This is a genomic window from Kitasatospora sp. NPDC058492 (assembly GCF_042720685.1).
Classification (GTDB): Bacteria; Actinomycetota; Actinomycetes; order Streptomycetales; family Streptomycetaceae; genus Kitasatospora.
Genome location: NZ_JBHXMU010000049.1, coordinates 40389 through 53694 on the forward strand (window position 1 = coordinate 40389; position 13306 = coordinate 53694).

A 13306-nucleotide genomic window follows, 5' to 3' on the forward strand; every position below is an offset into this window, starting at 1 on the left:
TCGTCCGGCGGCGTCCATGGTGACGTGATGGGGCGTCAACACGCCAGTGGTATTCGATAACTCGTTCGAGTGAATGCAGCGGGTCGCTCACCCGCACCGGCCCCGGTCCGTGCCGGGCCGGCGACCCCGGCCGCGCGAACCGCTACGGCGCGAGCGCGCTCCACGGCACCGTGACCTCGCCCTGCCGCCACCGCCCGCGCGCGTCCACCAGCGGCCAGTCGCCCGCCAGCGCCGTGCAGGCCGCCACCCAGCGCTGCCGCGCCCCGAACGCCCCGTACGGCGCGGCCGCCGCCCAGGCCCGGTCGAAGTCGGCCAGGAAGGCGTGCACCGGCCGGCCCGGCACGTTGTGGTGGATCAGCGCCTTCGGCAGCCGTTCGGCGAGGTCGGAGGGCTGGCCGAGGCCGCCCAGTCGGGCCGCGAAGGTCACCGTCCGGGGCCCTTCCGGGCCGAGCGCGACCCAGACGTGCCGCCGCCCGATCTCGTCGCAGGTGCCCTCCACCAGCAGCCCGTCCGGGGCCAGCCGGGCGCAGAGCCGCTCCCACACCCCGGTCACCGCCGACTCGTCGTACTGCCGCAGCACGTTGGCGGCCCGGATCAGCTGGGCCGGCGCGCCGCCGTCCAGCGGGACCTCGAAGCCGCCGCGCCGGAAGGTGAGCAGCGGCGGTTCGGCGTACGGCAGCGCGGCCGCGACCCGCTCCGGCTCGATCTCGATCCCGACCACCCGGACGTCCGGGCGCACCGTGCGCAGCCGCCCGGCCAGTTCGACGGCCGTCCACGGCGCGGCGCCGTAGCCGAGGTCGACCGCCACCGGCGGGCGCCCGCCGGCGCGCAGCGTGCGGCCGAGGGTGTGGGCGATCCAGCGGTCCATCCGCCGCAGCCGATTGGTGTTGGTGGTGCCCCGGGTGACCGTCCCCACCGGCCGTCCGGTCCGCCCACGGGCGGGTGCGGTCGCGGAGTCGAAGGAGGCAGCCATGCCTGGAAGGGTAGTCGGGTCCGCGTCGGCACCGCTGTGACCTGGGACGTCATCCTGTCCGGCATCTCGTCCGCCGGACCGGGAATGCCGGACGCGGGCCGGGTGGTTGGCTGTCTGGTGGTGATGTGTGCCCGGGACGGGGCAGCGCACACCGGACAGCGGGCGGCCCGTGCGCGGGCCGCCGAGACGGGCCGCACAGAGGAGGCTTCAGCCAGGTGATCCAGCACCCCGTCCGTTCGGTACGCCGTGCCCAGCCCGCCGCGCCCGCGCGGGGCCGGCTCCAGTCGCTCGTCCCGGGCCGCCGCCGCCCGCGCCGGATAGCGATGCTGAGTGTCCACACCTCGCCGCTGCACCAGCCCGGCACGGGGGACGCCGGCGGGATGAACGTCTACATCGTCGAGCTGGCCAAGCGCCTGGCCGCGCTCAACATCGAGGTCGAGGTGTTCACCCGGGCGATCTGCTCGGACGACGCCCCCACCGTCGAGCTGGCCCCCGGCGTGCTGGTCCGGCACGTCACCGCCGGCCCGTACGAGGGCCTGCTGAAGGAGGACCTGCCCGCCCAGCTGTGCGCCTTCACCCACGGGGTGCTGCGGACGGAGGCGGGCCACCGCCCCGGCCACTACGACCTGGTGCACTCGCACTACTGGCTCTCCGGGCAGGTCGGCTGGCTGGCCGCGCAGCGCTGGGGGGTGCCGCTGGTGCACACCATGCACACCATGGCGAAGGTCAAGAACGCCGCGCTGGCCGAGGGGGACACGCCCGAGCCCGCGGCCCGGGTGATCGGCGAGACCCAGGTGGTCGAGGCGGCCGACCGGCTGATCGCCAACACCACCGAGGAGGCCGCCGAGCTGGCGCTGCACTACGCCGCCCGGCCGGACCAGCTGGCCGTCGTCCACCCAGGCGTCAACCTGGACGTCTTCCGCCCCGGCGGGGCGTCGGCGCGGGCCGCCGCCCGGGCCCGGCTGGGCCTGCCGCAGGACGCGGCGGTGCTGCTCTTCGCGGGCCGGATCCAGCCGCTGAAGGCCCCGGACGTGCTGCTGCGGGCGGTCGCCGAGCTGCTGGTGCGCCGCCCGGGGCTGCGCGAGCACCTGCTGGTGCCGGTGGTCGGCGGTCCGTCCGGCACCGGACTGGCCCGGCCGGAGAGCCTGCACAAGCTCGCCGCCCAGCTGGGCATCAGCGACGTGGTGCGGTTCCACCCGCCGGTCGGCCAGGCCGAGCTCGCGCAGTGGTACCGCGCGGCGACGGCGCTGGTGATGCCCTCGTACAGCGAGTCCTTCGGGCTGGTCGCGCTGGAGGCGCAGGCCTGCGGCACCCCGGTGGTGGCGGCCTCGGTCGGCGGCCTGCCGGTCGCGGTGCGGGACGGCGAGACGGGCACGCTGGTGCACGGCCACGACCCGGTGGCCTGGGCGCACGCGCTGGAGCCGTATGTCACCGACCGGGCTCTGGTCGCCCGGCGCGGCGCGGCGGCGGCCCGGCACGCGGCCGGCTTCGGCTGGGACACCGCCGCGGCCGGCACCGCCGAGGTGTACGCCGGCAGCCTGGCCCGCCCGGCCGGCCGTTTGGCCGCCGCCCGGCGGCGGCTGGCCTGACCGGGGCCTGACCGGGGCCTGATGCGGCCGGACCACGAGTCGGCTGCGGCCCGACCACGGCGGCCGGGGGCCCGCACCGCTGGTGCGCGCCCCCGGTACCGCCGAGTAACGTCACCCCCATGGCAACCCGCACCAAGGACGAGGCCCTGACCCTCCTGCGCACCGCCCTGGACGACGCCGGAGCGGCCTGGGAGCCCGCCGCCACCGACCCGTACACGCTGGTGGTGATGCTCCCGGGCACCCGCAAGCTGAGCACCGCCTGCGCGCTGCGGGTCGGCGACCACACCCTGTCGGTGAACGCCTTCGTGATCCGCCGACCGGACGAGAACCACGAGGCCGTCTACCGCTGGCTGCTGGAGCGCAACACCCGGCTGTACGGCGTCGCGTACGCGATCGACCCGCTCGGCGACGTCTACCTGGCCGGCCGCCTGCCCCTGGAGGCGCTCACCCCGGACGCCGTGGACCGGCTGCTCGGGACGGTGCTGGAGAACGCCGACGAGCCGTTCAACACCCTGCTGGAGCTGGGCTTCGCCTCGGCGATCCGGCGCGAGTGGGAGTGGCGGACCAAGCGCGGGGAGTCCACCCGCAACCTGGCCGCCTTCGCGCACCTGGCCGCCCCGGCGGCCCACTGACCCGGCAGCGGGGGCGGCGTCCTCAGATGCCCGCCGGAGCCTTCTCCTCGGCAGCGGGCACCGTCTCCTCCGTCGCCGTCACCCCGGTCACCGCGACCTCGGTCACTGCGGCCTCCGGCACCGCGACCTCCGTCACCGCCCCGGCGCGGCCCGCCGTCGCGTCCGTGCGCCGCCCGAGCACCACGTGCCCGGCCGCCGCGACCGTGCCGCAGACCCCGCACACGACCCAGAGCACCGCGGAGCCGGCGTACTGCAGCAGCAGACCGCCGATCGCCGGGCCGAGGAACGAGGCGAGCGACCAGGAGAGCGAGTAGACGCCCTGGTAGCGGCCGCGCGCGTGGGTCGGCGCCAGTTCGGCGACCAGGCCCATGATGGTCGGCGCGTTCAGGACCTCGCCGACCGTCCAGACCGCCACCGAGAGGGCGAACAACCACGCGGACGACCCGGCCAGCGCCGCCAGCCCGAAGCCCCAGCCCGTGATCAGGCAGCTGGCTATCAGCATGGCGGTCCGGGAGCGGGTCTCCATCCACCGGGTGAGCGGGATCTGGAGCACCACGATCAGCAGCCCGTTCAGGCCGATGACCAGCCCGTACTCGGTGGAGCTGATGCCCGCGGCGCCCATGTCGACGGCCAGGGTGGTGCTGCCCTGCTGGAGGATCAGGGCGAGCAGCAGGTTGAGCCCGACGACGGCCATGAACCGCCCGTCCCGGAACACCGCGCCGAGGCCGATCGCCGGCTCGTCCGCCCCCTTCCCGTGCCGGGGTGACTCCTGCGGCTTGGTCTCGGGGATCCGGATGAAGATCACCACCGCGCACACCAGCGTGGAGAGCGCGTCGAGCAGGAAGAGCGTGAGGTAGCCGTGGGTGGCGATCAGGCCGGCCACGGCGGCGGAGAGGCCGAAGCCGATGTTGATCGCCCAGTAGTTCAGCGAGTACGCGCGGACCCGGTCCTCGGCCGGGACGAGGTCGGCGATGATCGCCGAGGTCGCGGGTCGGGTGGCGTTGTTGCAGAGGCCGACCAGGAAGGCCACCGTGGCGATCGCCACCTGGCCGTCCGTGAAGCCGAGTACGGCGGTGAACAGCGCGGTGCCGAGCTGGGCGGCGACCAGGGTCGGGCGTCGGCCGATCCGGTCGGTCAGCACGCCGGCGCCGATCGCGGCGACCGCCGAGCCGAGGCCGTAGAGGGAGGCCACCAGGCCCGCGTAGGAGGCCGAGTAGCCCCGGTTGGTGGTCAGGTAGAGCGCGAGGAAGGTGAGCACGAAAGCGCCCAGCTTGTTCACCAGCGTGCTCACCCAGAGCCACCAGAATTCCCGTGGTAGCCCGCCCACCGTCTCCTGTATCAGCCTTCGGATCCGGGGGTTGGTGAACAGGGCGACGGGCATGTGGGGGGCTCCCGGGGCAGGCGTCCGCCGAGCGGCACGGGCAGGTCCGGTCAGCCGACGTATGTAAGTGTCAGATAGGAGGTGCACACATTACACATCTGCCGTAGGTCCGGACCAGCGCTTTTCCTGCCTCCACTAAGCTGGGGGCCATGGCTGACACGACGTACCGACTCATCCTGCTCCGCCACGGCGAGAGCCAGTGGAACCAGAAGAACCTGTTCACCGGTTGGGTCGACGTCGACCTCAACGAGAAGGGCGAGAAGGAGGCCGCGCGCGGTGGCGAGCTCCTGGCCGCCGAGGGCCTGTTCCCGGACGTGCTGCACACCTCGCTGCTCCGCCGTGCGATCCGCACCTCGCAGATCGCCCTGGACAAGGCCGACCGCCACTGGATCCCGGTCAGCCGCAGCTGGCGCCTGAACGAGCGACACTACGGTGCGCTCCAGGGCAAGGACAAGGCCCAGACCCTGGCCGAGTTCGGCGAGGAGCAGTTCCAGCTGTGGCGTCGCTCGTACGACACCCCGCCGCCGGTGCTGGCCGATGACGCCGAGTACTCGCAGGCCGGTGACGCCCGCTACGCGGACATCCCGAGCGAGCTGCGTCCGCGCACCGAGTGCCTGAAGGACGTCGTCGACCGGATGCTCCCGTACTGGTACGACGCCATCGTCCCGGACCTCGCCGCCGGCAAGACCGTCCTGGTCACCGCCCACGGCAACAGCCTGCGCGCGCTGGTCAAGCACCTCGACGGCATCTCCGACGAGGCCATCGCGGGCCTGAACATCCCGACCGGCATCCCGCTCGTGTACGAGCTCGACGCCGACTTCAAGCCCGTCACCAAGGGCGGCCGCTACCTCGACGCCGACGCCGCCGCCGCGGCCATCGAGGCGGTCAAGAACCAGGGCAAGAAGTAAGCCACTTGCCGACACGGCCCCGCCTCCCGGTTCGCCGGGGGCGGGGCCTTCGTCGTTCAACCGGCCTGTGCGGAAGCCGAGTTGAGGTCGGATTCGGCGGTCGGATCCGGGCTCGTCCCAATAGTGGTTCAGACCATTGACGGGTGGCGGAGTCCGCTCCTACGGTGAGGGCGCCGGACTGCCGCAGGCATGCCAAGGATCTCCCCGTCCCGGCCGCCGCACCCCCACGCGCGCGCGTCTGCGTCCCGGCGCACTCTCCATCCACCCCCACGGAGGAGCATCATGCGCACACGTCACATCGTCGGGGCGGTGGTCGCCGCGCTCGCGGTGCCGCTCACCCTCGCCGTCCCGGCGCAGTCCCACGGGTACATCTCGACGCCGCCCAGCAGGGCCGCGCTCTGCGGAGCGGGCGGGGTGTCGTGGGACTGCGGCGACATCCAGTGGGAGCCGCAGAGCGTCGAGGGCCCCAAGGGCTTCCCGAACGCCGGGCCCGCCGACGGCACCATCTGCGCCGGCGGCAACTCCCGCTTCGCCGAGCTGGACGACCCGCACGGCGGCGCCTGGCCGACCACCGCGGTGACGGCGGGGCAGCAGCTCACCTTCACCTGGACGTTCACCGCCCGGCACGCGACCACCGACTTCCGGTACTACCTGACCAAGCCGGGCTACGACGCGAGCCAGCCCGTCACCCGGGACAGCCTGGACCTGACGCCCTTCCTGATCGCCCCGTACGGCGGGAAGCAGGTGCCCAGCACGCTCAGCCACACCGCGACCGTCCCGAGCGGGCGCACCGGCCACCAGGTCGTGGTCTCGGTCTGGACGATCGCCGACACCGGGAACGCCTTCTACTCCTGCACCGACGTCCAGTTCTGACGCCCGGGGCGGCACGGCGGACGCCGTGCCGCGAACGCGCGGCACCAGGACGCGCAACGAGGTGCACGGCCGACGGAAGGCCGTGCACCTCGGGAACTCCTCGGCGGCGGACCGCTCAGTGGCCGCCGCAGCAGCCGCCGTCCGCGCCGCCGCACTGGCAGGGCGCGCCGGACTGGCAGCCGCAGCCGCAGCCGGGGCCGCAGCCGCAGCCGGCCGCGAGGACGGGCAGGAGCTTCGGGGTGGGCGGCTCGACGGTTTCGTGGGCGCGTGCCGGTCGGGTGGGGTTGGCCTTCATCGAGCTGTTCCCTCCTAGTGACGGGCACAGTCCTGTGCCCCCAACGTCGAGTGAAGCCGCCGATCGGAGGGAGCGTCAACGGGCGCGCAGTGGTGGGATGTACGGGTCGTCGTGCGCCCCCACCACCCCTGTCGCAGGTTTACTCACCCTGTGGGGGGAGCGGCCGCCCCTTGAAGCCCCGAGTCCCAAGCTGCCGAGCCCCGAGGCGGCCGCACCGCACCCGCACGAGGTCACTCCGCCGCCGCGGCCTCCGAGGAGGCCACGAACTCGGCCACGTGCTCGCCCGTCACCAGGTACACCACGCGCTTGGCGACCGACACCGCGTGGTCCGCGAAGCGCTCGTAGTAGCGGCCGACCAGGGTGATGTCGACGGCGGTCTCGATGCCGTGGTGCCAGCGGTCGTCGATCAGGTGCGACAGCAGCTCGCGGTGCAGGGAGTCGATCGCGTCGTCGTCCTGCTCCAGCTCCAGGGCCTTGTCGACGTCCTTGGTGGCGATCACCAGGCCGGTCTTGGCCACCAGGCGCTGGGCGAGCTGGCCCATCTCCAGGACGGTGGAGTGCAGGTCGCCGGGCACGGCGGAGTCGGGGTAGCGCATCCGCGCGACCTTGGCGACGTGCCGGGCGAGGTCGCCGCAGCGCTCCAGGTCGGAGCTCATCCGCAGCGAGGTGACGACGATGCGCAGGTCGGTGGCGACCGGCTGCTGGCGGGCGAGCAGGTCGATCGCGCGGTTCTCCAGCTCGTGGTGGAGGTCGTTGATCTTCTCGTCGGCGGCGATCACGCTCTCCGCCAGCGCCAGGTCCGCGTCGAGGAGTGCGGTGGTGGCCCGGCCCAGGGCCGAGCCGACCAGTCGGGCCATCTCGACCAGGCTGTCGCCGATCGCATCGAGTTCCTCGTGGTACGCGTCGCGCATGCTCTCTCCTCAGTAGCTGTGTCGGTGGCGGTGCCGACCGGCCGGCCCGTCCGACGATCGTCTTGTCGTCCGGGTGACCGCTGCTGGTGGCGCGAATCGTACGCGCACACCTGAGACGGCGGCCGGTGGTTCGGCCCGCCGCCCACTCCCACACGGGCTGCATGGCCAACTCTGGGCCGTCCGGGCGACGATGCACGGCCGGTGTGGTGAATCAGCGGCCACGTGAAGGTGAATTCTCGGCAACGCGTGGCCGATGCCTTGATCGGGCCCTTGGGGAGTGCCCTGGCCGTGCGCTTACGCTGGCCACATGGACGTGAACGTGGCCGCCGCCGCTGCCTGCGCCATAGCCGGGCTCGGCGTCGGCCTCACGGCCTCCATCGCCTTCCGTTGGAGCGAGCGCGAGCAGGCCAGGGGCAGGTACGGCGGCACCAGCAGCAGACACCACGGTCGGCACCAAGGGCTGGGCGCCGGCACCCCGGAGCCCCCGCTGCCGCCGGGGGTGGACACCGTCCTCTCCGTCCTCCGCTCCTGCGCGATCGTGCTGGGCGAGGGCGACGAGGTGGTCAAGGCCAGCTCCGCGGCGTACGCGATGGGACTGGTGCGCGGCGGCGCGGTCGCCGTGGACCAGATGCTCTCGCTGGCGCGCGCCACCCGCCGGGACGGCGAGATCCGCCAGGTCGAACTGGAGGTGCCCCGCCCCGGTGTGGCCCGTGCGGGCGAGCCGCTCGCGGTCTCCGTCCGGGTCGCCCCGCTGGGCTCCCGGCTGGTGCTGGTGCTGGTCGAGGACCAGACCGAGCGCCGCCGGGTGGAGGCGGTCCGCCGGGACTTCGTGGCCAACGTCAGCCACGAGCTGAAGACCCCGGTGGGCGCCCTGTCGCTGCTCTCCGAGGCGGTCGCCGACGCGTCCGACGACCCGGAGGCGGTGCAGCGCTTCGCCGGCCGGATGCAGATCGAGGCGACCAGGCTGGCCAGCCTGGTCCAGGAGATCATCGACCTCTCCCGGGTGCAGGACGACCGGCTGATGGTGGACCCGGAGCCCGTCGCGGTGGACGAGCTGATCGCCGAGGCGATCGACCGCTGCCGCCAGCAGGCCGCCGCCAAGCAGATCCTGATCACGGCCGGCGGCATCGCCGGGCTCTACCTGCACGGCAACCGCGGCCAGCTCGCCGCGGCACTCGGCAACCTGGTCGAGAACGCCGTCAACTACAGTCCGCCCCGTACCCGGGTGGCGATCGCCACCCGCCGGATCTCCAGCGCCGCGGCGCTCGGGGAGGCGGACGGCGAGCTGATCGAGATCTCGGTCACCGACCAGGGCATCGGCATCTCGGAGAAGGACCGCGAGCGCGTCTTCGAGCGCTTCTACCGGGTCGATCCGGCCCGCTCCCGGGCGACTGGCGGAACCGGCCTCGGCCTGTCCATCGTCAAGCACGTCGCCGCCTCGCACGGCGGTACGGTCTCGGTGTGGAGCGTCGAGGGCCAGGGCTCGACCTTCACCATCCGCCTGCCCGCCGGGCAGGCGCCCGAGGCCGACGACCTCGACGACACCGACGACACCGGCGCCCGCGATGCCACCGGCAGCCGTGGCGCCGCCGCCGCGCCCACCAGAACCCTCACCACGGACCGGACGGCCACCACAGGCCGCACGGACCGTCCGCTCCCCACGGGGGAGCGGGAACACCCCCTGTCAGACACAACCCCCCAGCTTGCCCCGGAGGCCTGATCGTGACCCGAGTACTGGTGGTCGAGGACGAGGAGTCGTTCAGCGACGCCCTCTCGTACATGCTCCGCAAGGAAGGCTTCGAGGTGGCTGTCGCCGCCACCGGCCCCGACGCCCTGGAGCAGTTCGAGCGCAACGGCGCCGACCTCGTCCTGCTCGACCTGATGCTGCCGGGCCTGCCGGGCACCGAGGTCTGCCGTCAGCTGCGGGTTCGCTCCAACGTGCCGGTGATCATGGTCACCGCCAAGGACAGCGAGATCGACAAGGTGGTCGGTCTGGAAATAGGTGCGGACGACTACGTCACCAAGCCCTACTCCACCCGTGAGCTGGTCGCCCGGATCCGGGCGGTGCTGCGCCGCCGCGGTGAGGACGGCGGTGCCGGCGAGAACGGCGGCGGCCCGGGTGCCCTGGAGGCTGGCCCGGTCCGGATGGACGTCGACCGGCACGTGGTGACCGTGGACGGCGCCAAGGTCGACCTCCCGCTGAAGGAGTTCGACCTGCTGGAGATGCTGCTGCGCAACGCGGGCCGGGTGCTCACCCGCATGCAGCTGATCGACCGGGTCTGGGGCGCGGACTACGTCGGCGACACCAAGACCCTGGACGTCCACGTGAAGCGCCTGCGGGCCAAGATCGAGCCGGACCCGGGCGCCCCGCGCTACCTGGTCACGGTCCGCGGCCTGGGCTACAAGTTCGAGCCGTAAACCGCGGGCGCGGACAGACGCGGAAGGCCCCCGCCGGCAGTCGCCGGAGGGGGCCTTCGCGTTGGTGTCCGGCAGGCCCGGGAGGGCTCGCCGGACGCCGGGTGGTGCGTCAGTGGGCGCCGACGGACTGGGTGGCACCCGGGGTGGCGGAACCGGACGGTGCGGGCGTACCGGTGGTGGCCGGGGCGGCCGGGGTGGTGGTGCCGGCGGCCGGGGTGGTCGCGGCGGTGGCGCCCTTGGTGGGAGCGGCCGCCGGGGCCGGCGTCGGGCCGAAGCCCTTGTAGAGGCCCGCGTTCGGGCTCACGCCGGCCTGGGCGTCGACCTTCTGGCCGTCCTTGAAGGTGAACGAGGTGGGGGTGAAGCCGCCGACCTGGACGCCGACCGAGGCGACCTTGGCGGACGGGTTGCCGGTGCCACCGATCGCCACGGCGCCGCCGGCCGGGACGACGATGGTGGACAGCGGGGCGCCCGCGGCGTCGGAGAACGCGGCGGTGGCACCGTTGCCGACGGTGATGGACTGCAGCTCCGCCGGGGTGCTGCCCGTGTTGGCGATGTTGACGGTCACGTTGGCGGGACCGTTGTGCTCGCCCGAGGACTCGTCCCCGGTGACGACCACGATGTTGTTCAGCCGAAGGTTCGTTCCGAGGGTTGCCGCCGCGTTGTCGGGCTTGACCTGCAGCGTGTCCGGCGTGTTGCCGGCGGCGCAGGACGACAGCGAGGCGATGGCGATGGCGGCGATGGCGGCGATGCTGCCGCGTCGAAGGCTGCGGCTCACGGCGGCGGCTTCTCCTAAGTCAACGTGTCGATAGGTCAGGTCTCAGATTATCGACCTCACTTATGCGCTCCTCACGGGGTGGTCCCCGTGTCGCACTCCCGGGGTTCGCGGGGCGGCCGTCCGGCCGCACTTGTGGCGTGTCCGGGTCACTCTCGGGACAAGCTTCGACCAAGATCGAATAACGATGTGGATACGGCCCGATAAACGGTGAAAACCCAAGATCCAATCATGGTTTCCAGGGTGTTGCGCAAGGTTTCGCCGAACGCTGGAACCGCCTCCGACCTGCGGGAAGCCCTCCTCGAACACCGGTCGCAGCACGTCATGGGGGTCCTTGTCAAGCCCCGAGACCGGCCCTGACCTGCGAAAACGCCCTTCGGGTGCGCTGAAAAGCGTGTTATTCTGGAAAGCCACGGAAGGGGTCCTGTCACATGACGTTCAAGGTTGGCGACACGGTGGTCTACCCCCATCACGGGGCCGCGCTGATCGAGGCCATCGAAATTCGCCAGATCAAAGGTGTGGACAAGACCTACCTGGTGCTCAAGGTGCAGCAGGGAGACCTGACGCTCCGCGTGCCCGCTGAGAACGCGGAGTTCGTCGGCGTGCGCGATGTAGTCGGCCAGGAGGGTCTGGACCGGGTCTTCGAGGTGCTGCGCGCACCGTACACCGAAGAGCCGACCAACTGGTCCCGTCGCTACAAGGCGAACCTGGAGAAGCTCGCCTCTGGCGACGTTATCAAGGTCGCCGAGGTTGTGCGCGACCTCTGGCGCCGTGAGCGCGAGCGCGGCCTCTCGGCCGGCGAGAAGCGGATGCTCGCGAAGGCGCGCCAGATCCTCGTCAGCGAGCTCGCGCTGGCGGAGAACACCAACGAGGACAAGGCGGAGACGCTGCTCGACGAGGTGCTGGCCTCGTAGCGCAGTCGGGCTGCCGCCCACCGCTCACAGCGCCCGGTGTCGGCGCGCCGCTCCCAGGACGAAGCGTCCCGGGGTGGTGCAGTGGCACTTCGGGCGCTGAGGCGTGTCCGGACGACGCCCCCGCCCCGAGCCGGTCCAGGCCCGGCAAGACCGTTTTCCGTCCTGCAAGACCGATTCTGCGGGATTGTGCGGCGGACGGTTGGACCGTAATTCTTCGGAAGGGGCCCGTAGCGCCCGCCGGGCACGCCAAGGCCATACCCACTTCTCCGAAGGAGTGAAACCTGAACGCCTCAGCAGCAGTCGCAGCAGCAGTGGTGCCCGCCGCCGGACGCGGTGAGCGGCTGGGGCCCGGTGCCCCGAAGGCCCTGCGGGAACTGGGCGGCGTGCCGCTCCTGGTGCACGCCGTGCGGGCGCTGGCCCGCAGCCGGGCGGTCGGCCTGGTCGTGGTCGCCGCGCCCGCCGACGGGGTGGCCGAGGTGGTCGCCCTGCTGGACAGCCACGGGCTGGACGGCAAGGACATCCGGGTGGTCGCCGGTGGCGCCACCCGCCAGGAGTCGGTCCGGCTCGGCCTGGCCGCGATCCCGGCCGAGGTGGAGATCGTCCTGGTGCACGACGCGGCCCGCCCGCTCGTCCCGGTCGAGGTGGTGGACGCGGTGGCGGCCGCCGTCCGGGCCGGGGCCGGGGCGGTGGTGCCCGCGGTGCCGCTGGCCGACACGGTGAAGCGGGTCGAGCCGAACCCGGGCCGCCCCGAGCCGGTGCTCGACACGCCCGACCGGGCCACCCTGCGCGCGGTCCAGACCCCGCAGGGCTTCGACCGGGCCACCCTGGTCGGGGTGCACGCCAAGGCGCTGGCCGAGGAGGCCGCGGGCGCCGCCGACGCGCCGCCGGTCACCGACGACGCGGGCCTGGTGGAGCGCTACGGCGGCCAGGTCGTCGTGGTGCCCGGCCACGAGGAGGCGTTCAAGGTCACCCGTCCACTGGACCTCGTGCTCGCCGAGGCCGTACTCGCCCGCCGGAGGGCCGCCGATGCCTACTGACCCGCTGACGCCCGCCGACCGGGCCCCGGCCCCCGTGCTGCCGCGCGTGGGCATCGGCACCGACGTGCACGCCTTCGAGGCCGGCCGCCCGCTCTGGGTGGCCGGACTGGAGTGGCCGGACGCCGGGGTCGGGCTCTCCGGGCACTCGGACGCCGACGTCGCCGCGCACGCGGCCTGCGACGCGCTGTTCTCGGCCGCCGGGATCGGCGACCTGGGCGCGCACTTCGGCACCGACCGGCCGGAGTGGGCCGGCGCGTCCGGGGTGAAGCTGCTCGGTGAGGCGGCCCGGCTGGTGCGCGCGGAGGGCTTCGAGATCGGCAACATCGCGGTCCAGGTGGTCGGCGTCCGGCCGAAGATCGGCAAGCGGCGGGCCGAGGCGCAGGCCGCGCTGTCGGCCGCGGCCGGTGCGCCGGTGTCGGTGTCCGGCACCACCACGGACGGCCTGGGCCTGACCGGTCGGGCCGAGGGACTGGCCGCGATCGCCACGGCCCTGGTGTACGAACGGCGTTGAGCCGGGCGCGGTCGGCAGGGCCGGAATGGGCGGGCCCTGACGAGTGTTCACCCGGCGTGGCGGTGGATCGGTCGGTAGTGTGCGGTTTCGGG

14 protein-coding genes are annotated in these 13306 nt (G+C 73.1%); 9 read left to right on the forward strand and 5 right to left on the reverse strand.

Going from position 1 to position 13306, the window contains the following annotated elements; all coding sequences use genetic code 11:
* Nucleotides 1–142: 142 nt before the first annotated feature.
* Nucleotides 143–973 (reverse strand): class I SAM-dependent methyltransferase, encoded by an 831-nt coding sequence (locus ACFWPI_RS28055; RefSeq protein ID WP_380378040.1) that lies wholly within the window; start codon nt 971–973, stop codon nt 143–145.
* Nucleotides 974–1191: 218 nt separating this feature from the next.
* On the opposite strand from ACFWPI_RS28055, the gene mshA reads away from it, so the two are divergent.
* Nucleotides 1192–2562 (forward strand): D-inositol-3-phosphate glycosyltransferase, encoded by a 1371-nt coding sequence (gene mshA / locus ACFWPI_RS28060; RefSeq protein WP_380378071.1) that lies wholly within the window; start codon nt 1192–1194, stop codon nt 2560–2562.
* Nucleotides 2563–2681: 119 nt separating this feature from the next.
* The gene (locus tag ACFWPI_RS28065) at nt 2682–3194 is read left to right on the forward strand and encodes a YbjN domain-containing protein (RefSeq protein ID WP_380378039.1); all 513 of its coding nucleotides are present in this window, start codon (nt 2682–2684) and stop codon (nt 3192–3194) included.
* A 22-nt stretch (nt 3195–3216) separates the two neighbouring features.
* Here the strand turns inward: ACFWPI_RS28065 and ACFWPI_RS28070 are convergent, their stop codons facing one another.
* Nucleotides 3217–4575, reverse strand: coding sequence for an MDR family MFS transporter (locus ACFWPI_RS28070; protein ID WP_380378037.1), 1359 nt, complete (start codon nt 4573–4575; stop codon nt 3217–3219).
* Between the two features lie 149 nt (nt 4576–4724).
* On the opposite strand from ACFWPI_RS28070, the gene ACFWPI_RS28075 reads away from it, so the two are divergent.
* The gene (locus ACFWPI_RS28075; protein ID WP_063348789.1) at nt 4725–5483 is read left to right on the forward strand and encodes a phosphoglyceromutase; all 759 of its coding nucleotides are present in this window, start codon (nt 4725–4727) and stop codon (nt 5481–5483) included.
* A 282-nt stretch (nt 5484–5765) separates the two neighbouring features.
* Entirely contained in the window at nt 5766–6356 is a 591-nt protein-coding gene (locus ACFWPI_RS28080; protein WP_363375136.1) for a lytic polysaccharide monooxygenase, read from the forward strand.
* A gap of 115 nt (nt 6357–6471) precedes the next feature.
* Here the strand turns inward: ACFWPI_RS28080 and ACFWPI_RS28085 are convergent, their stop codons facing one another.
* Nucleotides 6472–6651: a hypothetical protein gene (locus ACFWPI_RS28085; RefSeq protein WP_063348791.1), complete on the reverse strand. Its 180-nt coding sequence runs from the start codon at nt 6649–6651 to the stop codon at nt 6472–6474.
* A gap of 230 nt (nt 6652–6881) precedes the next feature.
* Nucleotides 6882–7562, reverse strand: a complete 681-nt coding sequence (phoU, locus tag ACFWPI_RS28090; RefSeq protein WP_063348792.1) for a phosphate signaling complex protein PhoU — start codon at nt 7560–7562, stop codon at nt 6882–6884.
* 307 nt (nt 7563–7869) lie between these two features.
* Between phoU and ACFWPI_RS28095 the strand changes: the two genes are divergently transcribed.
* Both ACFWPI_RS28095 and ACFWPI_RS28100 read left to right on the forward strand, forming a co-directional pair.
* A complete protein-coding gene (locus ACFWPI_RS28095; RefSeq protein WP_380378035.1) occupies nt 7870–9282 on the forward strand; it encodes a sensor histidine kinase in 1413 nt (470 codons plus the stop codon).
* Between the two features lie 2 nt (nt 9283–9284).
* Nucleotides 9285–9980, forward strand: coding sequence for a response regulator transcription factor (locus tag ACFWPI_RS28100; RefSeq protein WP_030061050.1), 696 nt, complete (start codon nt 9285–9287; stop codon nt 9978–9980).
* Nucleotides 9981–10089: 109 nt separating this feature from the next.
* Here the strand turns inward: ACFWPI_RS28100 and ACFWPI_RS28105 are convergent, their stop codons facing one another.
* Nucleotides 10090–10755 carry a DUF461 domain-containing protein gene (locus ACFWPI_RS28105; protein WP_380378033.1) on the reverse strand — a complete coding sequence of 222 codons (666 nt, stop codon included), beginning with the start codon at nt 10753–10755 and terminating at the stop codon, nt 10090–10092.
* Between the two features lie 428 nt (nt 10756–11183).
* On the opposite strand from ACFWPI_RS28105, the gene ACFWPI_RS28110 reads away from it, so the two are divergent.
* The 3 genes from ACFWPI_RS28110 (at nt 11184) to ispF (ending at nt 13214) form a co-directional block, all read left to right on the forward strand.
* Nucleotides 11184–11666, forward strand: coding sequence for a CarD family transcriptional regulator (locus ACFWPI_RS28110; RefSeq protein ID WP_030244332.1), 483 nt, complete (start codon nt 11184–11186; stop codon nt 11664–11666).
* A gap of 311 nt (nt 11667–11977) precedes the next feature.
* The gene (gene ispD, locus ACFWPI_RS28115) at nt 11978–12703 is read left to right on the forward strand and encodes a 2-C-methyl-D-erythritol 4-phosphate cytidylyltransferase (protein ID WP_107452910.1); all 726 of its coding nucleotides are present in this window, start codon (nt 11978–11980) and stop codon (nt 12701–12703) included.
* Nucleotides 12693–13214 (forward strand): 2-C-methyl-D-erythritol 2,4-cyclodiphosphate synthase, encoded by a 522-nt coding sequence (ispF, locus tag ACFWPI_RS28120; protein WP_350878367.1) that lies wholly within the window; start codon nt 12693–12695, stop codon nt 13212–13214. Before ispD ends, ispF begins: the two co-directional genes overlap by 11 nt.
* Nucleotides 13215–13306 lie beyond the last annotated feature (92 nt).

Bases quoted from the DNA above. Each gene is read 5' to 3' on its own strand.
- ACFWPI_RS28095 (WP_380378035.1), top strand. From the start codon at position 7,870: ATGGACGTGAACGTGGCCGCCGCCGCTGCCTGCGCCATAGCCGGGCTC.
- phoU (WP_063348792.1), bottom strand. From the start codon at position 7,562: ATGCGCGACGCGTACCACGAGGAACTCGATGCGATCGGCGACAGCCTG.
- ACFWPI_RS28055 (WP_380378040.1), bottom strand. From the start codon at position 973: ATGGCTGCCTCCTTCGACTCCGCGACCGCACCCGCCCGTGGGCGGACC.
- ACFWPI_RS28070 (WP_380378037.1), bottom strand. From the start codon at position 4,575: ATGCCCGTCGCCCTGTTCACCAACCCCCGGATCCGAAGGCTGATACAG.
- ACFWPI_RS28080 (WP_363375136.1), top strand. From the start codon at position 5,766: ATGCGCACACGTCACATCGTCGGGGCGGTGGTCGCCGCGCTCGCGGTG.
- ispF (WP_350878367.1), top strand. From the start codon at position 12,693: ATGCCTACTGACCCGCTGACGCCCGCCGACCGGGCCCCGGCCCCCGTG.
- ACFWPI_RS28065 (WP_380378039.1), top strand. From the start codon at position 2,682: ATGGCAACCCGCACCAAGGACGAGGCCCTGACCCTCCTGCGCACCGCC.
- ACFWPI_RS28075 (WP_063348789.1), top strand. From the start codon at position 4,725: ATGGCTGACACGACGTACCGACTCATCCTGCTCCGCCACGGCGAGAGC.
- ACFWPI_RS28085 (WP_063348791.1), bottom strand. From the start codon at position 6,651: ATGAAGGCCAACCCCACCCGACCGGCACGCGCCCACGAAACCGTCGAG.
- ACFWPI_RS28110 (WP_030244332.1), top strand. From the start codon at position 11,184: ATGACGTTCAAGGTTGGCGACACGGTGGTCTACCCCCATCACGGGGCC.